This window comes from Tamaricihabitans halophyticus (genome assembly GCF_004340875.1).
Taxonomy (GTDB): Bacteria; Actinomycetota; Actinomycetes; order Mycobacteriales; family Pseudonocardiaceae; genus Tamaricihabitans; species Tamaricihabitans halophyticus.
Map to the genome: position 1 here is coordinate 1 of NZ_SLXQ01000018.1, position 22,325 is coordinate 22,325.

Annotated in this window: 6 protein-coding genes; 3 read left to right on the top strand and 3 right to left on the bottom strand. The window is 65.2% G+C overall.

The annotated features are described in order from the left end of the window. Both EV191_RS30400 and EV191_RS26150 read left to right on the top strand, forming a co-directional pair. The coding region (locus tag EV191_RS30400) for a type I polyketide synthase (RefSeq protein ID WP_207894729.1) at positions 1-13,650 on the top strand (13,650 nt) is incomplete at its 5' end. Between the two features lie 28 nt (positions 13,651-13,678). Beyond that, entirely contained in the window at positions 13,679-16,375 is a 2,697-nt protein-coding gene (locus tag EV191_RS26150) for a helix-turn-helix transcriptional regulator (protein ID WP_132880305.1), read from the top strand. 24 nt (positions 16,376-16,399) lie between these two features. Here EV191_RS26150 and EV191_RS26155 read toward each other — a convergent pair whose 3' ends face one another. The 3 genes from EV191_RS26155 to EV191_RS26165 are packed head-to-tail and all read right to left on the bottom strand — an operon-like array spanning position 16,400 to position 18,832. Further along, positions 16,400-17,152 carry a thioesterase II family protein gene (locus EV191_RS26155; RefSeq protein ID WP_132880306.1) on the bottom strand — a complete coding sequence of 251 codons (753 nt, stop codon included), beginning with the start codon at positions 17,150-17,152 and terminating at the stop codon, positions 16,400-16,402. Positions 17,153-17,181: 29 nt separating this feature from the next. Continuing rightward, entirely contained in the window at positions 17,182-17,916 is a 735-nt protein-coding gene (locus EV191_RS26160) for an ABC transporter permease (RefSeq protein ID WP_132880308.1), read from the bottom strand. Beyond that, complete coding sequence (locus EV191_RS26165; RefSeq protein ID WP_132880310.1) at positions 17,900-18,832, bottom strand: ABC transporter ATP-binding protein; 933 nt, start codon at positions 18,830-18,832, stop codon at positions 17,900-17,902. The genes EV191_RS26160 and EV191_RS26165 overlap by 17 nt, the downstream gene beginning before the upstream one ends. Before the next feature lie 437 nt (positions 18,833-19,269). Here EV191_RS26165 and EV191_RS26170 point away from each other — a divergent pair, with 437 nt between their 5' ends. Further along, entirely contained in the window at positions 19,270-22,323 is a 3,054-nt protein-coding gene (locus tag EV191_RS26170) for a helix-turn-helix transcriptional regulator (RefSeq protein WP_132880311.1), read from the top strand. Positions 22,324-22,325 lie beyond the last annotated feature (2 nt).

A 22,325-nucleotide genomic window follows, 5' to 3' on the forward strand; every position in this document is an offset into this window, starting at 1 on the left:
GGGCTAGTTGAGGTGGTGTGGGGTTCGGATGAGGATGTTTTAGCTGAGACTGGGTGGGCGCAGCTGGCGTTGTTTGCGTTGGAAGTGGCGTTGTTTCGGCTGGTGGAGTGGTTGGGTGTTCGGCCGAGTGTGTTGGTGGGTCATTCGGTTGGGGAGATCGCGGCTGCGCATGTGGCTGGTGTGGTGTCTCTCGATGATGCGTGCAGGTTGGTGGGTGCTCGTGCGCGGTTGATGCAGGCGTTGCCTGAGGGCGGTGCGATGGTCGCCGTACGCGCCGCTGAAGGCGAGTTGATGCTTTCGGAGGGTGTGTCGGTTGCTGCGGTGAACGGCCCGGACAGCCTTGTGCTGTCGGGTGTGGAGGAGGAAGTGTTTGCGGCGGTGGGGGAGCGCAAGTACACGCGACTCAAGGTGTCGCATGCGTTTCATTCGCCACTAATGGATCCGATGCTCGACGAGTTCCGGGAAGCCATCGCTGGCATCGAGTTCGGTGAGCCGACGATTCCGTTGGTGAAGGATGTTGGTTCGGTTGACTATTGGGTGAATCATGTGCGGGATACGGTGCGGTTCGCCGACGATATTGCTGCCACCGGGGCCGATAGGTTCCTCGAGATCGGACCAGACGGCACCCTCTCCGCACTGGTAGACGGAATCCCGACACTGCGCAAAGACCAAGACGAAGAAACCGCGTTCCTCACCGCCTTGGCCCGGCTGCATGTCACCGGCACCACAGTCGACTGGCAGCCACTGTTCGCAGGCACCGGAGCACAACGGGCCGACATCCCGACCTACGCCTTCGACCAGCAACGCTACTGGTTGTCACCCGGGCGCCGAACCGGTTCCGCCAGCGCATACGGACTGACCGACGCCGAACACCCCTTCCTAAGCGCGGCAGCGTCAATCGGTGACAACGACCAACTCCTGCTCACCGGACAACTGTCCACATCAGAACACGAATGGCTTGCCGAGCACCAGGTAGGGGGACAACAGCTGCTGCCCGGAGCCATATTCGTCGAGCTCGCCATACGAGCAGGCGACCAGGTAGGCGCCGGCAGCATCGAGGAACTTACCTTGCTGGCTCCGCTGCCAACCACGGAGGAAACAGACCTACAGGTAGTGGTGGCAGCGCGAGACGACTCGGGACGCCGCGAGTTCGGCGTGTTCGCGGGACCGCCCGAGCAGCGAACCCGCCATGCCGAAGGGCTGCTGGCTGCCGGCATTGGCCAGCCACCGGCGCACAACTGGCAAACCGGCGCGGCGCCCGTCGACCTGACCGGTTGGTACGCCGACCGCGCCGAACACGGCTACGAGTACGGACCGCCTTTCCAAGGGCTACGGGCCGCCTGGCGAGACGGGGACGACGTACTCACCGAAGTGGAACTACCAGACGGCCTTGCCGCCGACGGCTATGGGATCCATCCCGCGCTACTTGACGCCGTCCTGCACGGAATGCATCTGCGCACCAGTGACCACGAGGACGATGCCCCACGGTTGCCGTTCACTTTGCGTGGAGTCTCCTTGCTGGCATCCGGGGCCACCAGGCTACGAGTACGGACCACACCCTGCGACGACGAAGCAGTACGGATCGTCGCGCACGATCCAACCGGTGCTCCGGTGCTGTGCATCGACGCGGTCGTCACCCGCCCGGTGCCCGCCGCCGCGCTTGCACGACAAGAGAACCTGTACCGACTGCGATGGGTGCACACCTCAGCAGCTGCCAGCACGACCAGCACAGACAGCTGGGCAGTAGTCGGCACGGACGGGCTCGGCCTACCCGAACAACGCCGCCACGCCGACCTGGTCAGCCTGCCCGGGAGCAGCCTCGCCGGGACGGTCTTCGCTTCGGTGACCAATGTGGAGTCCGCCCTCGAGCTGGTGCGCGACTGGCTGGGCTCTCCCGGAGCCCGACTGGTCATCGTCACCCGCGGCGGTGTCGCGGTAACGGAAAACGAGGTTCCGGACTTGGCGGTCGCGCCCGTATGGGGTTTGCTGCGGGCTGCGCTACTCGAGCATCCAGACCGGTTCGCGCTACTGGACCTCGGCACAGGTGAGGACCTTCCGGTATCGGCGGTACTCGAAGCCGTGGCCGCGGGCGAGACACAGCTGGCGGCCAGGGGCGAGCTGGTTGTCCCTCGGCTGATGCCTGCCGGTCCCGCCGCGCCATCCGCGCGCAGGCGAAAGCTCGACCCCGACGGCATCGTGCTGATCACCGGGGGAACGGGTGGGCTAGGCGCCCAGGTCGCCCGCCACCTGGTCACCAGCCATGGCATGCGACACCTCGTGCTCACCTCGCGTCGGGGGCCCGACGCCCCAGGCGCGGCAGAACTCGCCGCGGAACTCACCGAGGCAGGCGCTGCGGTTGAGGTGATCAGCTGCGATGTCGCCGACCGTGCGGCGTTGACAGACCTGCTTGCTGGGCTCGCTCGACCCTTGACCGCGGTGATTCACACTGCCGGAACCCTTGACGACGGCACCGTTTCCGGGTTGACACCGGAACGTATCCGCACCGTATGGCAGCCGAAGGCCGAAGCGGCCCGGCATCTGCACGAACTGACCGCCGAGCACGAGCTCGCCGCATTCGTGCTGTTCTCCTCAGTTGCCGGGACGATTGGCGGTGCGGGGCAAGGCAACTACGCCGCAGCGAACGCCTACCTCGATGCGTTGGCAATCCATCGTCGCGGCCAAGGGCTGCCAGCACATTCCCTGGCCTGGGGGCTCTGGGCGGACACGGGCATGATCGGGCACCTCGGCGACGACGATGTTTCCCGGCTTGGCCGTGACGGCATCGCCGGACTGTCCACCGAGGACGGTTTGGCGCTCTTGGACAGTGCACTCGCTCGCGACGAGGCGATACTGGTACCAGCCCGAATCGATCGCGCTCGACTGTCCGCGCGCCTCGCGCCAACCGTGTTGCGAAACCTCGTCAGAACCTCGGCCCGACGCGAGTCCGCCGCAACCGCCGAAGATTCCTGGCGTCACCGGCTCACCGGGTTGTCCGACGGTGAGCGGGAACAGGTGCTGCTCGCTCTGGTCCAACAGCACGTCGCGGCGGTGCTTGGTGATCCCGAGAAAGCGCACGACGGCCAACGTCGCACCCCGTTCGAGGAGCTCGGCTTCGATTCACTGACCGCGATCGAGCTGCGCAATCGGTTGGCAAGTGACGTCGGGCTGCGGCTACCTACCACCATCGTGTTTGACCAGCCCAACCCGGAACTACTCGCGCGGTTCCTGGACGCTGAGCTGATCGGCGGCCACGAAGCGATTACCGTGCGGGCCACGAAGGCAGAGGCCGACGATCCGATCGTCATCATCGGCATGAGCTGCCGCTTTCCCGGCGGGGTTAGCTCGCCAGACGAGCTATGGCAACTGGTGATCGATGGCAGAGACGCCACCTCGTCCTTCCCGGATGACCGTGGCTGGGATCTCGCTGCCCTTACCGGGGACGTCGAATCCGATGTGGCGGGAACCACCTACGTCACCCGTGGCGGTTTCCTGACCGATGCGGGCGATTTCGACCCGCAGCTGTTCGGCATGTCGCCCGGCGAGGCCTTGGTAACTGATCCGCAGCAACGGCTGCTCCTTGAGTCCAGCTGGGAAGCCCTCGAATCAGCGGGTATCCCACCCACCTCACTGCGCGGCAGTAATACCGGTGTGTTCGCCGGAATCATGTACCACGACTACGCCAGTGGCGACGCGGAAGTGCCCGACGAACTGGCCGGGTATCTCAGCACCGGCTCGGCCAGCAGTATCGCCTCGGGTCGAGTTGCCTACGTACTGGGCCTGGAGGGTCCGGCGGTCACCGTGGACACGGCCTGCTCGTCGTCCCTGGTGGCCATGCACTGGGCTATGCAGTCGCTGCGGGCGGGGGAATGCGACCTCGCACTAGCCGGCGGCGCCACCGTGATGTCCACGCCGAACGCATTCGTTGAGTTTTCGCGGCAGCGTGGTCTTGCGCCTGATGGTCGGTGTAAGCCGTTCGCGGATACCGCGGACGGCGTGGCTTGGGCCGAAGGCGTCGGTAGCGTGCTGCTCACCCGCCGTTCGGTGGCAGAACGGCAAGGCTATCCAGTACTGGCCACCGTCCGCGGTTCGGCGGTGAATTCGGATGGCGCATCCAACGGATTGACCGCACCAAATGGGCCGTCGCAGCAGCGCGTCATCCGGCAGGCACTGGCCAATGCTGGACTGGCCGGACGCGACGTGGATGTGGTGGAAGCACATGGCACCGGAACCAAACTCGGTGATCCGATTGAGGCGCAAGCATTGCTTGCCACTTACGGGCAGGACCGAGAAACGCCCCTGCTACTTGGATCCCTGAAATCCAATATCGGGCACACCCAGACCGCCGCCGGCGTCGGTGGCGTGATCAAGATGATTATGGCTATGCGTCACGGGATGGTGCCAGCGAGTCTGCATGCGGATTGTCCTTCGTCGCATGTGGATTGGTCGGGTGGTTTGGTTCGGTTGGTTGGTGAGGTTGTTGAGTGGCCGGATTGTGGTCGGGTGCGTCGTGCTGGGGTGTCGTCGTTTGGGTTGAGTGGGACGAATGCGCATGTGGTGTTGGAGGGTGCGCCGTCGGTTGTTGAGTCGGGTGTGTCTGGTGTGGATTCGTCTGGTTCTGGTGTGGGGGGTTGTCCGTGGGTGTTGTCGGGTCGGTCGTGGGGTGCGGTGGTTGGTCAGGCTGGTCGGTTGTTGGGGTTGTCGGGTGTGTCGGTGGGTGATGTTGGTTTTTCGTTGGGGGTGAGTCGGGCTGCGTTGGAGCATCGTGCGGTGGTGTTGGGGGATCATCGTGCGGGGTTGTCGGCGTTGGTTGAGGGTCGTGAGTCTGCTGGTGTGGTTCGTGGGGTGGCTGCTGGTGGGCGGACGGTGTTTGTGTTTCCTGGTCAGGGTTCGCAGTGGGTGGGGATGGCGGAGCGGTTGTTGGTGGAGTCGCCGGTTTTTGCTGGGCGGTTTGCTGAGTGTGCTGTTGCGCTTGAGCCGTTTGTTGATTGGGATCTTTATGGTCCGTGGGATTTTGATCGGGTGGATGTGGTGCAGCCGCTGTTGTGGGCGGTGATGGTGTCGCTTGCTGAGGTGTGGCGGCATTTTGGGGTTGTTCCGGATGCGGTGGTGGGGCATTCGCAGGGGGAGATTGCTGCGGCGTGTGTTGCTGGTGCGTTGAGTTTGGCTGATGGGGCGCGGGTTGTTGCGGTTCGGTCGGCGGTGATTCGGCGTGAGCTTGCTGGTCGTGGTGGTATGGCGTCGGTGGGGTTGTCGGTTGGTGAGGTTCGGTCGCTGATTGCGGATCGGTTTGTTGGTCGGTTGTCGGTGGCTGTGGTTAATGGTCCTGGGTCTGTTGTGGTCTCGGGTGATGTTGGTGCGTTGGGTGAGTTGCTTGAGGAGTGTGGTGCTGCGGGGGTTCGTGGTAAGTGGGTGGCGGTGGATTATGCGTCGCATAGTGTTCAGGTGGATGGGATTGCTGGGGAGCTTGTGGATGCGTTGGCTGGGGTTGAGCCGCGTGTTGGTGATGTTCCGTTGTATTCCACTGTGTATGCGGGGCGGATTGATACGTCGGTGATGGGTGCTGAGTATTGGGTGGCGAATTTGCGGGAGACCGTTCGGTTTGAGGAGACCGTTCGGGTGCTTGCGGATGATGGGCATCGGGTTTTTGTTGAGTCGAGTCCGCATCCGGTGTTGGTGAGTGGGTTGGCGGAGACCGTGGATGTTCCGGTTGTTGGCACGCTTCGCCATGGTGAGGGTGGTTTGGATCGGTTTGTTGCTTCGGTGGCTGAGGCGTGGACGGTGGGTGTCGACGTGGATTGGCGCGCCGTGTTCCCGGATGGGAAGCGTGTTTCGTTGCCGACTTATGCTTTCCAGCATCAACGGTACTGGCTACCAGCCACCACCGGCAGTAACACCACGAACGTGCACACCGCCGGTCTCACACCCACCAACCACCCCCTACTCAGCGCATCCGTACGACTCGGCGGTGGCGACCAAGTGGTACTCACCGGCAGGATCTCGCCGAGCGTTCACCGATGGCTGGATGATCACCTGGTATCGGATCAGGTGCTGCTACCCGGGGCGGCATTTGTGGAGCTTGCCGTACGTGCCGGTGACGAAGTCGGCGCCGCCACCATCGAAGAACTCACGTTACTCGCACCGTTGCCTATTACTGGGGAGACGGCGGTACAGGTCGTTGTCGCGGAACCGGACGAGGCTGGTCGCAGGGAGTTCGGTGTCTTCGCGGGCAAACCCGAAACTGGTCAGGATTGGGAACAGCATGCCGAGGGTGTGCTGGCCCAGCACGCGCCGCCGGCGCCGGAACCAATGTGGCCGGATACGGCGGAGGAGGTCGACCTCGACGGTTGGTACGGCAGCCGGGCCGCATATGGCTACGAATACGGACCTGCCTTCCAGGGACTGCATGCGGCTTGGCGCGCGGACGGCGAGTTGTATGCGGAGGTCCGGCTTCCCGAGGAGCTGTCCACCGATGGGTTCGGGATCCATCCCGCCCTGCTCGACGCCGTGCTACACGGGGCACAGCTACTCGCCGACCCGGATGGTTCAGCCGAAGGTGGAGCTCGACTTCCCTTCACCTGGCGAGGCGTATGGTTGGCTGCCGCCGGGGCAACCGTGGTGCGAGCGCGGATAACTCCGGGTGCCGACGGGTCCATACGGATCATGGCACACGATCCGAGTGGTTCGCCGGTTCTGGCGATCGATGCACTTGTTACCCGCCAGATGCCGGTCAGCGTATCCGGCGTGCACGAGCACCTGTACAGGCTACAATGGATGGTCGCGCCAGCGGTGGAGGCAACCGGTGGCTGGGCGGTTACCGGGGCCGATCCGCTCGGTGTGAGCCCATCCCATTATCGCGCGGATCTGACAGACTTGATCGACGAAGGTGTGCCGGATACCGTGTTCGCCACGGTGTCCGATCTGGACTCCGCGCTCGATCTGGTGCAGAGTTGGCTCGCCCTGGCCGACGCGCGATTGGTCGTGGTGACCCGCGGCGCGGTCCAGGCTTCCGGAGATGACCCACCAGACCTGGCTGTCGCGCCGGTATGGGGTCTGATTCGTGCCGCTCAGCTGGAACACCCCGGCCGGTTCGGGATCCTTGATCTGGCGCCGGAGGACGAACTGCCGGTATCGGCGGTACTGGACGCACTCGCCGCTGGCGAGACACAGCTGGCGGTACGTGATGGGGTGCATGCGCCACGCGTCGTGCCCGCAGGGCAACAGGTAGGCGGTTCGCGAGAATCGGCACGTTCCCTCGATCCGGAAGGCACCGTACTGATTACCGGTGGCACCGGTGCGCTCGGCGCGGCAGTGGCGCGACACCTCGTCCGTGCACACGGTATGCGGCATCTGGTGCTCACCTCCCGCCGTGGTATTTCCGCCCCCGGGGCTGAAGCACTGCGTACCGAACTCGTGGAGGGCGGTGCCTCAGTAGAGATAGTCGCCTGCGATGTCACCGCGCGAGATGCGGTGGCAGGACTAGTGGCAGGGCTCAGCCGCCCGCTGACGGCCGTCGTGCATACCGCGGGTGTGCTCGATGACGGCGTGCTAACCGCATTGACCAGTGAGCGGATGCAACGTGTGTTCGCGGCAAAGGCCGAAGCCGCCCGGCATCTACACGAGCTGACGATAGACGTCGACCTCGCCGCATTCGTGCTGTTCTCCTCCGTAGCGGGTGTTCTCGGCAGCGCTGGGCAGGGCAACTACGCCGCGGCAAATGCCTATCTGGACGCGCTCGCCGTTCACCGCAGGTCGATGGGCCTACCTGGCGTATCGCTCGCCTGGGGACTGTGGGCTGAACGCGGTGAGATGACCGGTCATCTCGGCGGCGGCGACATATCCCGGCTCGGCAAGGACGGCACCATCGCGATGGCCACCGAGGAGGGACTGGCCCTGTTCGATACCGCGCTGACGAGAGAAGAGGCACTGCTGGTGCCAGCGCGGATCGACCGAGCTGGCCTGTCCGCCGAGACCGCGCCAACCGTGCTGCGGCGGCTGGTACGCAGCCCGGCCAGGCGCGACGCGAAGTCGGGCACGCAGGCTTCCTGGCGCGACCGGCTCGGCGCGATGTCCGATCAGGAACGGGACCGGCAACTCGTGGCACTGATCAGGGACCATGTCGCTGCCGTGCTGGGGCGCGATGAGCTGCCTGGTGAAGACATGGTGGCCGCCGCTGCGACCCCGTTCAAGGAATTGGGCTTCGATTCACTGACCGCGATCGAGCTGCGTAACCGGCTGGCCACCGCGCTTGACCTGCGCCTGCCAGCCACGATCATCTTCGACTATCCGGCTCCGGATGCGCTCGCGAGCCACCTCAAGTCCGAACTGGGCGCTGGTTCGACGACGCTAGCGCGGCGAGGTGAGCGGATTCGCGACGATGATCCGGTGGTGATCGTGGGGATGAGCTGTCGCTATCCCGGCGGAGTGGACTCCCCAGAAGCGCTATGGCAGCTCGTGATGGAGAACCGCGAGGTGCTTGGCGACTTTCCGACCGACCGTGGCTGGGATCTCGGCGCCCTGTTTGCCGACCGCGAGTCTGATCGAAGCGGTACATCTTATGTGACCAAGGGCGGCTTCCTCGCCGAGGTAGGTGACTTTGACCCAGCGTTGTTCGGTATCTCGCCGGGCGAGGCGCTGGTGATGGACCCGCAGCAGCGGCTGCTACTGGAAACCTCGTGGGAAGCGCTCGAATCAGCCGGCGTCGATCCAACGTCCCTGCGCGGCAGTAGGACGGGTGTATTCGCCGGGGTGATGTACAACGATTACGGCAACCAGCGGGAGAGCGTGCCCCCTGAACTGGAGGCATACCTCAGTACGGCATGGGCGGGCAGTGTCGCCTCTGGCCGGATCAACTACGTGTTCGGGCTGGAGGGTCCGGCGGTCACCGTGGACACGGCCTGCTCGTCGTCCCTGGTGTCGCTACATCTGGCGGCCCAGTCGCTGCGGGCGGGGGAGTGTGACCTCGCGCTGGCCGGCGGTGTGGCGATCATGTCCACCCCGCAGGTGTTCGTTGAGTTTTCGCGGCAGCGTGGTCTTGCGCCTGATGGTCGGTGTAAGCCATTCGCGGATACCGCCGATGGCGTGGGTTGGTCCGAGGGGGTTGGCATGCTTGCCCTTGAACGACTCTCCGACGCCCAGCGCAATGGGCACCAGGTTCTCGCGGTGGTGCGTGGTTCGGCGGTGAATTCGGATGGCGCATCCAACGGATTGACCGCACCAAATGGGCCGTCGCAGCAGCGCGTCATCCGGCAGGCACTGGCCAATGCTGGACTGGCCGGACGCGACGTGGATGTGGTGGAAGCACATGGCACCGGAACCAAACTCGGTGATCCGATTGAGGCGCAAGCATTGCTTGCCACTTACGGGCAGGACCGAGAAACGCCCCTGCTACTTGGATCCCTGAAATCCAATATCGGGCACACCCAGACCGCCGCCGGCGTCGGTGGCGTGATCAAGATGATTATGGCTATGCGTCACGGGATGGTGCCAGCGAGTCTGCATGCGGATTGTCCTTCGTCGCATGTGGATTGGTCGGGTGGTTTGGTTCGGTTGGTTGGTGAGGTTGTTGAGTGGCCGGATTGTGGTCGGGTGCGTCGTGCTGGGGTGTCGTCGTTTGGGTTGAGTGGGACGAATGCGCATGTGGTGTTGGAGGGTGCGCCGTCGGTTGTTGAGTCGGGTGTGTCTGGTGTGGATTCGTCTGGTTCTGGTGTGGGGGGTTGTCCGTGGGTGTTGTCGGGTCGGTCGTGGGGTGCGGTGGTTGGTCAGGCTGGTCGGTTGTTGGGGTTGTCGGGTGTGTCGGTGGGTGATGTTGGTTTTTCGTTGGGGGTGAGTCGGGCTGCGTTGGAGCATCGTGCGGTGGTGTTGGGGGATCATCGTGCGGGGTTGTCGGCGTTGGTTGAGGGTCGTGAGTCTGCTGGTGTGGTTCGTGGGGTGGCTGCTGGTGGGCGGACGGTGTTTGTGTTTCCTGGTCAGGGTTCGCAGTGGGTGGGGATGGCGGAGCGGTTGTTGGTGGAGTCGCCGGTTTTTGCTGGGCGGTTTGCTGAGTGTGCTGTTGCGCTTGAGCCGTTTGTTGATTGGGATCTTTATGGTCCGTGGGATTTTGATCGGGTGGATGTGGTGCAGCCGCTGTTGTGGGCGGTGATGGTGTCGCTTGCTGAGGTGTGGCGGCATTTTGGGGTTGTTCCGGATGCGGTGGTGGGGCATTCGCAGGGGGAGATTGCTGCGGCGTGTGTTGCTGGTGCGTTGAGTTTGGCTGATGGGGCGCGGGTTGTTGCGGTTCGGTCGGCGGTGATTCGGCGTGAGCTTGCTGGTCGTGGTGGTATGGCGTCGGTGGGGTTGTCGGTTGGTGAGGTTCGGTCGCTGATTGCGGATCGGTTTGTTGGTCGGTTGTCGGTGGCTGTGGTTAATGGTCCTGGGTCTGTTGTGGTCTCGGGTGATGTTGGTGCGTTGGGTGAGTTGCTTGAGGAGTGTGGTGCTGCGGGGGTTCGTGGTAAGTGGGTGGCGGTGGATTATGCGTCGCATAGTGTTCAGGTGGATGGGATTGCTGGGGAGCTTGTGGATGCGTTGGCTGGGGTTGAGCCGCGTGTTGGTGATGTTCCGTTGTATTCCACTGTGTATGCGGGGCGGATTGATACGTCGGTGATGGGTGCTGAGTATTGGGTGGCGAATTTGCGGGAGACCGTTCGGTTTGAGGAGACCGTTCGGGTGCTTGCGGATGATGGGCATCGGGTTTTTGTTGAGTCGAGTCCGCATCCGGTGTTGGTGAGTGGGTTGGCGGAGACCGTGGATGTTCCGGTTGTTGGCACGCTTCGCCATGGTGAGGGTGGTTTGGATCGGTTTGTTGCTTCGGTGGCTGAGGCGTGGACGGTGGGTGTCGACGTGGATTGGCGCGCCGTGTTCCCGGATGGGAAGCGTGTTTCGTTGCCGACTTATGCTTTCCAGCATCAACGGTACTGGCTACCAGCCACCACCGGCAGTAACACCACGAACGTGCACACCGCCGGTCTCACACCCACCAACCACCCCCTACTCAGCGCGGCAGTCCCGGTAGCAGGCAGTGAGCAGCTGGTGATGACCGGACGCTTGTCTGTCCATAGCCATCCATGGCTAGCCGACCATGTGGTCGATGGTGACGTTCTGGTACCGGGTGCGGTGCTCGCCGATCTGGTGATACGTGCCGGCGATGAGGTCGGCGCCGCCACCATCGAAGAACTCACTCTACTGGTTCCGCTGGTGCTGGAGGCCGACATGGCCGTGCAGGTCGTCGTTGAGCCGCCAGCCGACGCGGGCCGTCGGGAGTTCAGCGTGCATGCCAGGCGAGTGGCAGAGCAGACCGAATGGGTACGACATGCCCAGGGTGTTCTTGGTGCCGAGGCTGTGGTCGAGCCCGAGATCGCATGGCTGGCTGATAGCGAGCTGGCCGAGGCGGCCCCGGTCGATCTGACCGGCTGGTACGAGGACTTGGCTGAGCGTGGCTACAACTATGGTCCGTCATTCCAGGGACTGCGAGCCGCCTGGCGTGCGGGTGACGAGGTATTTACCGAAGTCGAGTTGCCGGAAGTGCTGTCCTCGGACGGATTCGGTATCCATCCAGCCTTGCTCGACGCCGTGTTACATGGCTTGCTGCTCACCGGATCTGGTGAGGAGATACGGCTGGCGTTCTCCTGGACAGATTTCGCCTTGCTCGCTTCGGGCGCGCGCCAGGTCAGGGTTCGGATCACCCCAGAAGGCGAAGGCTCCGCCCGCGTCGTCGCGCAGGATCCGAGCGGTGCACCGGTATTGATCCTCGGTGGACTCGTCACCCAACCGGTTTCGGCGGCACCGCGGAAATCTGGACCGGACGGGCTGCACAGGGTGAGCTGGTCGCCGGCCGCCACCGGAGCGCCGACCGGAACCTGGGGCGTACTCGGCCCGGACACGCTCGGTACCGACCCGGCCTGCCACCACCATGACCTGGCGGCTCTGGTCGCCAACGGTGTGCCGGACACGGTATTCACCGTTGTGGACGACGCCTGGGCGGCCCTGGCCATAGTCCGGGACTGGCTCGCCGCCACCGAGACCAGGCTTGTCGCGGTTACCCGAGGCGCGGTGGCCGCCGCTGAGATCGACGAGCCGGATCTGGCCACGGCACCGGTATGGGGCCTGGTGCGGTCGGCGCAGACCGAGCACCCGGACCGATTCGCGCTCGTCGACCTCGACCGCGACGCGGATCTTCCGGTAGCCGCGGTCCTCGGTGCACTCGCCGCGGGTGAGTCCCAGCTGGCGGTGCGGGACGCGGTACTCGCGCCGAAACTCGCGCCGCTCGGTCCGCTGCCGGACTCCTCGACGGAGTCGCCCCGTCCGCTCGACCCGGACGGCACCGTGCTGATCACCGGTGGCACCGGTGCACTCGGCGCGGCGGTGGCCCGGCATCTGGTGAGCGCGCACGGTATGCGGAACCTCATGCTGATCAGTCGTCGTGGCCCCGATGCACCAGAGGCGAGTGGCCTGCGTACGGAGCTGATCGAGCTCGGCGCATCAGTCGAGGTACGAGCCTGCGACGGCGCTGACCGCAACGCATTGGCCGAGGTACTGGACGCGATCCCGCACACCCGACCGCTGACCGGAGTCGTGCACACCGCGGGCACGGTGGACGATGGCGTCGTCGAATCGCTGACCTCCGAGCGGTTGGACACGGTGTTTGCCGCGAAAGCCGAGATGGCCAGGCATCTGCACGAGCTGACCGCGGAACTGGATCTGGCCGCCTTTGTACTGTTCTCCTCGGTCGCCGGTACGTTCGGCGGCGCAGGACGGGCGAACTATGCCGCGGCTAACGCGTATCTGGACGCGCTCGCGGTACGCCGCCGGGCAGCGGGACTACCGGCGCAGGCACTCGCCTGGGGCCTGTGGACCGAGCCCGGTGGCATGGTTCGACATCTGGCGACCGGAGATGAGGACCGGATGGCCCGTGAGGGCATGGCAGGAATGTCCACGGAAGACGGACTGGCGCTGTTCGATGCCGCGCTCGGGCGTCCCGAACCGGCCATCGTGACGATACGGATCGACAAGTCCCGGCTGTCTCCGGCCAGCGTGCCCGCGCTCCTACGGCACCTGGTAAGGAACCCGGTGCGGCGGACGGCGGCCGGCTCGGCTCCAGAGGCCGGCTACCGGGAACGCCTTGCCCGGCTGTCCCGGGCGGACCAGGACCGGTCACTGATCTCGCTCGTGGAGGAACATGTCGCGGCCGTACTCGGGCACGGCGAGCCAGCTACCGTTGGCGGGGCACCGTTCAAGGCACTTGGGTTCGATTCGCTCACCGCGATCGAACTGCGTAACCGGATCTCCTCGGTAATCGGACTCAGACTGCCCACAACGGTGATCTTCGATTACCCGACACCGGCCGAACTAGCCGAATACCTGCGTACCCGGTTGGTGCCGGAAGTGGACCCGATGGACGAGCTGTTGGCGCAGCTCGACGGACTGGAAGCCGCGCTCGCGGCAATTCCGGACGACGCCGAACGGGCAACGGATGCGGTGAGTGCCCGGTTGCGCTCGCTTGCCGGCCGGGTCCAGGAACGGGCTGGCGCGCACGGTGACAGCACGGTTGCGGACCAGCTGCGGGATGCTTCCGATGACGATCTTTTCGAGTTCATGGACACCAACTTTGGCCACTAGGGGATCCGAACGGCGGTAGTGACGGCAGATGGCACCGGTCGAACGCGAAGAGCAGCTCGCGGAGTTTCGCGAACTGCTCGCGGATGGCATGGCGGGTCGGGGCCGGATCATGCTCGTCTCTGGTGGCATCGGTTCCGGTAAGACCGAGCTGTTGACCAGATGTACCGAACTGGCGCAGCAGCAGGGCGCCCGAGTGCTCAGTGCCACCGGCGGTTGGGCTGAGCAGAGCCTCGACATGGCTCTTGTGGAGCAACTGTTCCACAGTACGGACCTGCCGGCCGCACTGGCCGACCGAGCGCGGGGATCGGCGTACGGGGAGCAAGCGGGCGGTGGTCATGAACTGACCATTCAGCAGGCTGATGCGAAACTGATCCAGGAGACCTGTGCGGTCCTGCTCGCCCTGGCGAGGGAGCGGCCGCTGGTCGTGCTGATCGACGATCTGCAGTTTGCCGATCCGGCATCGCTACAGACGCTGCTGTACTTACATCGTCGACTCCGATCGGTGCGGATGGTGCTCGTTTTCGCGGAGGTCCTGCCAGCCAGGCCGGGGCATGCGGTGTTGCACGACGAATTGAATCGGCAGCCGGGTTTCCGGCATATCCGGCTGGCTTCGTTGACGAAGGCTGGGGTTGGCGAACTGCTTGCCGCGCGCCTGGGACGCACGGTCGCGCACCGGCTGACCGAACCATGTTACGCGCTCAGTGGCGGTAACCCGATGTTGGCGCATGCGATTGCCGACGATCACGGCAACGCCCGTGTTGGGCAGGATGCGGACCTTGTCGTGGGAAGCGGTTACGGACTCGCGGTACTGCGCTGCCTGCGTCGGGACGACGGTCGTACGTTGCTTCTGGCACGGGCAATCGCCGTACTTGACGAGCTGGCGAGCCCGGTGAGACTCGCCCGGCTGCTCGATACGGACCATGCGGAGGTGACGGGTCTGATCGCGGCCATGACCACGACCGGTCTGCTAGCAGACGGTCGGCTCCGGCATCACGCGGCGGTCGACGCGGTGCTGTCCACTCTGGATCCCGATGGGCTTACCGCGCTGCGCGGTCGGGCGGCACGGTTACTGCACGAGGAAGGCATCGGTGCGGCGGCCGTGGCCAGGTACCTGACCGGCGCGGTGACGGCGCCGGAGCCGTGGGCGATCCCGGTACTACGCGCCGCCGCGGATGAGGCATTGTCCCGGCATGACGGGCGGCACGCGGTGCAGTGTCTGGAACTTGCCGGTGCTGGACAGCTGGATGCTCGGGAGAGCGCGGCGGTGACCGCACAATTGGTGACGGCTCAGCGATTGGTTGATCCGGCGGCGGCCGCTCGGCACCTGCGGGCACTGCATCGCGCCTTCGAATCCGGGCTGCTTTCGCCCACCGAATCCGATGTGTTGCTGCGAGCGTTGGTGTGGCAGGGCAGGATGGACGAGGCGGCAAAGGTGTTCAGTGCGCTGCCGGATGGCCCGCGCCCGGCTATCCGCGACTGGTTGTTCTATGCCGCACCCCAGTTGCTGAGCGATAGGCCCGGCGGCCGCGCAGGGGTGCTTGAATCCGTGGCTACCAGCGAGCAGCCTGCCGTGACCGCGATCGACAGTGCCGAGCAAGTGCTGCAAAGCTGCCGGATCGGTGCGACTCCGCTGGAGGACGTACTCACCGCGGTGCACGCGCTCAAGCACGCCGATCGGGGTGATCGTGCCAGCTACTGGTGTGCCGAACTGCGTGCCGAGGCGGCGGCGGCCGGAGCGACGGTCTGGCAGGCCGTGTTATCGGATGCCGCGGCGAGTGTGGCGCTACGACGCGGTGACCTGTCCGAGGCGCGTCAGCTCGCCCATGCCGCACTTGACCTGATGCCGCGAGGTGGTTGGGGTGAAGGGGTTCTTGGTTCACCGCTGGCGCATGTGCTCACCGCGACCACTCGGCTCGGCAACCTTGACGAAGCTGCCGAACTGGTGCGCGATGGACCTTCGCCCGCGGTCCTGCGAACCGCACTCGGCGTGCGGTTCCAGCTGGCACGCGGTGAACTGCGGCTGGTCACCGGCCAGCTGCGCGCGGCTCTCGGTGATTTTCTTGCGGTGGGGGAGCAGGCGAGCACGTGGGCGGTGGATCTTCCGGTGTTGTTGCCGTGGCGCCAGGCCGCCGCGCAGGTCTATGTCCGGTTGCGGCGCGGCTCCCAAGCAACGGAACTCATCGCGGCGCAACTACGGCTCCCAGGTGGAGCGCGGACCCGTGGCGTCGCGCTCCGGGTACTCGCCTCGGTGCGCACGAAACAGGAAAAGCTTCCCCTGCTACTCGAAGCGGTTGATCTGCTGCGGGAACGCGGCGACTGGTTTGAGCTGGCATTGGCCTTCACCGAGTTGAGCCGCACCTACCGGATACTAGGCAGATCAGATCAGGCGAACATGGCCGCGCGCCGCGCCGAGCAACTGGCCTCGGCCTGCGAGGCGCGGATAGTCCATTGTGGATCCTCTATGGACGGTGCAAAGCCGATCGAGTCGAGCGAGGAGCCGGCCATGGCCGAAGCTGCCTCGCTGAGCGCGGCGGAACGGCGAGTGGCGAACCTTGCCGCGCTCGGGCACACCAACCGGGAAATTAGCCGGATGCTGCATGTCACGGTCAGCACCGTAGAACAGCATCTCACCCGCACCTACCGGAAGCTGAACATCAGCAAGCGTGCCGAATTGCCCATGCTGGGTGCCGTGTCCGGGCAGGTCTCGACCTCGGAGCTGGCATAGGCGTTACGGGCAAGACAATACTGCCTAGGTAAGGCCGTCGAGGTACGCGGAGAGTACGTCGAGTACCGCCTGCTGGTGATCCTGGAGATAGAAGTGCCCACCGGGAAACATCTTGAGCTCGAAGGTGTCAGTGGTGTGCGCGGCCCAGTCACGCGCTTCGTCGAGCGTGACTTTGGGATCATCCGCGCCGACGAGCGCGGTAATCGGGCAGCGGAGTTTCTCGCCGGGAACGTGGCGATAGGTCTCCGCCGCCCGATAGTCGGCGCGTAGCGCGGGCAGGATCATTCGTACGAGCTCATGGTCGCCGAGTACGGCGCCGTCTGTACCGGACAGTTGCCGCAGCTCCGTGAGTAGTCCGTCATCGGTGCGTTCATGTACACGTTCATCCCGCTCGGTGGTGGGACCGCGCCGGCCCGAAGCGAACAACCCGGCGACATCCAGGCCGTCGGCCTGCAACCGGCGGGCGGTTTCGAACGCGATCGTCGCGCCGAGGCTGTGTCCGAACAGCACCAGCGGCAGCTCGGTCCACTGCCGTAGCGCCGCGCTCGCGCCGTCCGCGAAACCAGCCACCGTCTCCAGACAGGGTTCGGACCTACGGTCCTGCCGGCCCGGATACTGGAGACAGATCACCTCGACCGAAGGTGCGAGCGCCCGGGACACCGGGAAGAAGTAGCTGGCGGAGCCACCCGCGTGCGGAAAGCAGACCAACCGTGTTCGCGGGTGTTCGGCCGGATGGAACCGACGTACCCATTCCGCGCTGTCCCTGGCGACCGTCATCGCGTTCTCCTTGACTCGTAACTCCGCGGCTATGTCCAGCGGAAGATCTTGGCGGTGATCGGGCCGAGAACCAACACGATCCCGGCCATCGTCACCAGATGCCACGGGTTCGCGCCATTACCCGTCCACGAGTCCTGCAGGGCCTGCACGCTTGGCGGGAAGTACCCGCCGAAGTTGACTACGAAGTCGGGCAGGAATGGCCGCGGGGCGTACACACCGGCGAAGAACAGTGTCGGAATGAACAACACGAAACCAGCCGCGGTAGCCGAACGACCGTTGGGCACAACCGCCGCCAACAGTAGCCCCATGGTGAACAGGGCGGAAAGTCCCAGAACGAAAGCAAGTATGAAGTCCACCGGATGGTTGGGCAGCGGGACGTCAAATCCGAACCTGCCGACCAGCATCAGCAGTACCACGGCGCCAACGGAAGCGGCGAGCTGAGTGAGCAACTGTGCGCCGATCAGCATGATCGGCGATACCGGTGTGGTGGACAGTCGTTTGAGTACACCCTTCTCGCGATAGGTCGCGATATAGGAAGGCATCGACTGCAGCGCAAGTACCGCGACGGTGATGACCACAAGCGACGGTCCGAAGTAGTCAATGAACCGGAGTCCGCCCCATTGCACGTCCGGGGTAACCATGCCTTCGATATTGCCGAAGACAATCATGAGCGCGGTCGGTAGCCCGAGCGCCATCGCCGAGTTGATGGGTTCCCGCAGGAACTGCTTGATCTCGATAAAAGTCATGCTACGCAGCGCGTTCACTGTGTTCTCCCAACTCGATCGAGCGGCCGGTGAGCGCGACGAAGGCGTCTTCGAGACTGGCCTGTTCAACTCGGAGGTCGTTCGCGACAATGTCGTGACTGGCCAGGCGAGCGCTGACCGACTGGAGCAGGTTGCCGGTGCCGGAAACCACGATCTGCGAACCCTGCTCGCTGACGTCAACGACATCGTCGAGATCAGTGAGCAACCGATGATCGAACGGGCCCGAAGGTCGGAACCGCAGTCGCTTGCCAGTGTCCACCTGCTCGATCAGGCCAGCAGGGCTGTCAACGGCGACAACCTTGCCCTGGTCGATGAGGGCGAGCCGGTCGCAGAGCCGCTCCGCTTCTTCCATGAAGTGGGTGACGAGCACGATGGTGACACCGGTGGAGCGAATGTCCTCGACGAGTTTCCACGTGTTGCGCCGAGCGCTCGGGTCGAGACCCGTGGTGAGCTCGTCCAGGATGGCGACCTTCGGCTGACCGATCAGTGCCAGCGCGATGGACAGTCGCTGCTGTTGGCCACCGGAGAGCTTGCTGAAGGGGGACTTGCGCTTCTCCAGCAGGCCGAGCCGTTCGAGCAGTGTGTCGCTGTCGGTTGGGTTTGGGTAGAACGAGGAGAACATCTTCATCGCCTCGTACACCCGCATCTTTTCCGGCAACTCGCTGTGCTGCAGCTGCATGCCGAGGAGTTTGCGCACCTCGCGGGTCTCGCGCTGAGGGTCGAGACCCATGATCGACACGCTACCGGCGTCAGGTTTGCGTAGTCCGGCAATGCATTCGACGGTGGTCGTCTTACCCGCGCCGTTCGGCCCGAGGATGCCGAAGATCTCGCCTTCCTTGACCGAGAGCGAGACGCCGTCGACCACGACGTTGTCTCCGTAGCGTTTCGCTAAGCCGTTGGCTTCGATGACTGTCATGTGGATCTCCCGTGCTGCTTGTTCCTGTGGATACCCCGAGAAAGCCTGATGTTTTCCCCAGTACCTATCGGGAAATGCTGTTTCGTCAGGCGCCGACGTCCGCTCATAAAGTGATATCACAATGCTAGAGGTATGACAGCCCCTGGGGCAACAGCTGGCGGTTGTCGCCTCAAGACTGGAGCAGCAGTGGGTTACGGGTTCGACTGACCCCGGCGTTTCCGGCTGGTTTCTGGTGTTCGCCCTGGTGTGGCACTGGACCGCGCTGATGGGTGTCGCTGAGCGACGGGAGCGGGAGCGGCGGATCGGCCAAGAAAATGGCCAAGAAGTGACGATTTGTGGTTAACTATCCACCATATGGGGGGTACTGAGGGCGGCTTTCACAGGGGGCTGATTACGCGGTGTCACCGACTGGTTCCGCCTCAGGGCTGGCGGCAAGCATGCCAGCGCATCCCCCGGCCGCGCTTCGAGCCTCGTCGGACAGTGATCGGGCGGCCACGTTCGACGCGGATCCGGCAGGCGCTGAGGTGATGAAAGTCACTTCGGCGGTCTCGCCCGGGCGAGGGGATTCAGCGGTTCCGGCGGCAAGTAAGGCCGGTAAGTTCATCGTGCTGGACGATTCGCAGCGGGCAGTGGTCGATGACGTGCTACTCACTGTCCGGGGTGGTGGTTCGCGCGCGCTGGTCATCGCCGGAGCACCCGGAACCGGGCGTAGTACGACGCTCCACGCCGCGGCGGATACCGGGCGGCGCCTGGGGATCACGGTGGCGCATGTCCGCGCGGAGTCCAGTGAGCAACGGCTTGGCCTTGCCGTCGTGGGACGCCTGTTCGACGTACTGCGGGGAGCGCTTCCCGCGGGTTGGCGTCCGGATGATTGGCACCGGCCAGCTGGCCTGGACCGGCTCGCCATCCTCTGCTCGGCGTTGACGTCAGCCGCGCGGCGTAACCCGCTCGCGCTGCTGATTGACGACGTGCACTGGGCCGACCCGGCTTCGGACATGCTGCTGCGAATGCTGTTACGCCGTCTTCGGCACGCACCACTGGCGCTGGTCGTGACGTCCACCGGAGCCTGGCCGGCTTCGTCGCTGAGTTCGCTGGACAAGGACGACACGCCGCCGGCCGAGGACGTGCTCCTGCGACTTGGGCCACTCAACGCCGCACAGGTTTCCGAGGCCTGCCAACGAATCTGCGGCAAAGCGGCTGACGCGGCGTTCTCCACTGGCGTACTTGACGTGACGGCCGGGAATCCGCGAGTGCTCACCGACACGCTTACGGATTTCGCGCGCGGCGGTGGGCAGCCGACCGGTGCGCAAGGCGAGGCTTTCGCGGACCTGGCGGCGGAGCATCGCGGTCGGCAGGTAGTCGCGCTACTGGACAGGTTGCCGCGCGGCATGATCGAGGTACTGCGATTGTTGGCGGTCGCCGATGGTGACGTCGAGTTTGACCGGCTCACCAACCTGGTTTCCACCGGCTGTCACGCTGCCGGGGCGCTCGCCGAACTCCGGGCGTATGGGCTGGTTGCGGAAACCGAGCCAGTACGGCCGGCCGACGCCGTGGTCCGCGACCGGGTCCTTGCCGGACTTTCAGTGCCTGCCCGGCGCGCGCTGCATGCGGCGGTTGCCGAAGTGGCGCACCGGATCGCGGCACGTGACGAGGTGGTGGCTCGGATTCTGCTCGGCGCGTACCGTCCGCCGGGCCCCTGGGCAATCGGCGTGCTACGGCGGGCAGCCGCGAGCGCGTTAGATGCCGGACGCCGCGAAGAGGCCGCCGCGTTCCTCGAATTCGTGCTGAGCGCACACCTCACCGTCGACCAGCATGCCGAGCTGCAACTCGAGTTCGCCGCCGCGGTGGTCGTCGACCGACCGGCAGCGAGCGACCGCGCGCTCGCCCAGGTCGGTGGTGTCCCAGGCGGTGCGCTGAGTACTCGACTGCGTGCCGTGGACCTGCTGCTTGCCAGGGGTGCGGCGACCGTCGCGCGCCGGGTGGCGAACGCCAGGCTGGCCAGTCTCGGCCCGGCGGAGGCGCAGACTCCAACGGGCGGGGCGCTGGTAAACGGGGACCAGCAGGAATCCACCAGCGCGGGGTGGGTCGATGCCGACAATGTCGAGCGTCGCGCGCTGATCGCGCTGCGCGTTCTCGCTGAGGAGGTACTACAGGCGCCTGCGGCTGGGGCGCGGTTGCCGAGTGAGCGGTCCGTTCCGGCTGACCATGACCTCGGTGACATCGCCGATCCTGTTGTCGCGGGCGTCGCGGGGTGCGCGCTCGCCTTCCAAGGTAAGCACCGGGAACGCGCCGGAGCTCTTGCCTCAGCCGCGCTCGTACCGGCGTTTGAGCAACAACCGCTGGGTACTCCCCGGCTCGCGGCCGCTACCGCGTTGTTGTTGACCGAGGACTTCGCTGCGGCGGAAGCCGGACTGCGGGAGCTCTACGCGCAAGCGCGCAGCCGTGGGCAACGATCGACGGCCGCCGGCGCGTGCCTCGGCTTGGCCAGCCGGTCCCTGCTGTTCGGACTGCTCGACGAGGCCACCGAGCGGCTTGCCGAAGCGCGGACGACGTTGCCGCCAGATGCCTGGCACCCGACCGTACGGCCGATGATGACAGCCCAGTCGGCGCTCGTGGATGTCATGCGGGGCGAACTGGATTCGGCCGGGCGGATCATTGCCGAGCTCGAGACCAGCTCTACCTGTTCGGCTGACGAAGATGGTTTCGCCTGGACCTATCTACGCTATGCGCGGGCAGCGTTAGCGCTGGCTACCGATAACCCCAGCGCCGCCGAGCGAGACCTGCGTGAGTGCGGTCGACGGCTTACCGCCTGCGGCTGGCGCAATCCGCTCCTGATCCGCTGGCGGCCGTTGCTGGCAAGCGCCTTGCACGGCATCGGCGCCGCGGAGGAGGAGATCCGGAGCCTGCTCGAAGCAGACCGTTCGGTTGCCGCTGCCTGGGGAACGGCGAGTGCGATCGGTTCGGCAGAGCTGTCCGCGGGTTTGGTACTTGACTCGCTCGGTGATCCCACCGCTGGCGAGCTGCTCGTGACGGCTGAGCGCACGTTGCGTGGAACACCGTTGCGGCTGCGCAGGGCCGAGGCGTTGGCCGCGCTGGGTGCACGCAACCTGCGTGCTGGCCGCGCGCATGCTGACGGTAACGAGGATTCCGCCCTGCTGCTTGCCGAGGCGCGGCGATTGGCCGACGAGGTTGGTGCGGTGCAGTTGCGCGACCAAGCCGACGCGGACCTGAGCGCGTTGATCCGTGGCCGTGGCCAGGTCAGGGCGCGATCCAGGTGCCGGCCAGTGCCCGCGCGGTGGGCGAAGCTGTCCGAAGCCGAAGGTCGAGTCGTTGAGCTGGCGGTATCCGGCCAGACCAATCCGGAAATCGCGAGCGCGCTGGCGGTGACCCGGCGCACCGTCGAAATGCACTTGTCCCGCGCATACCGCAAGCTGGGCATCGCGAGCCGGGATCAGCTGGCTGGACTGGTGCCAGCCGGCGCGAAAGGATGATC

Excerpts from the sequence above, each read along its gene's own strand:
- EV191_RS26150 (WP_132880305.1), top strand. The coding sequence starts at position 13,679 with ATGGCACCGGTCGAACGCGAAGAGCAGCTCGCGGAGTTTCGCGAACTG.
- EV191_RS26165 (WP_132880310.1), bottom strand. The coding sequence starts at position 18,832 with ATGACAGTCATCGAAGCCAACGGCTTAGCGAAACGCTACGGAGACAAC.
- EV191_RS26170 (WP_132880311.1), top strand. The coding sequence starts at position 19,270 with ATGCCAGCGCATCCCCCGGCCGCGCTTCGAGCCTCGTCGGACAGTGAT.
- EV191_RS26155 (WP_132880306.1), bottom strand. The coding sequence starts at position 17,152 with ATGACGGTCGCCAGGGACAGCGCGGAATGGGTACGTCGGTTCCATCCG.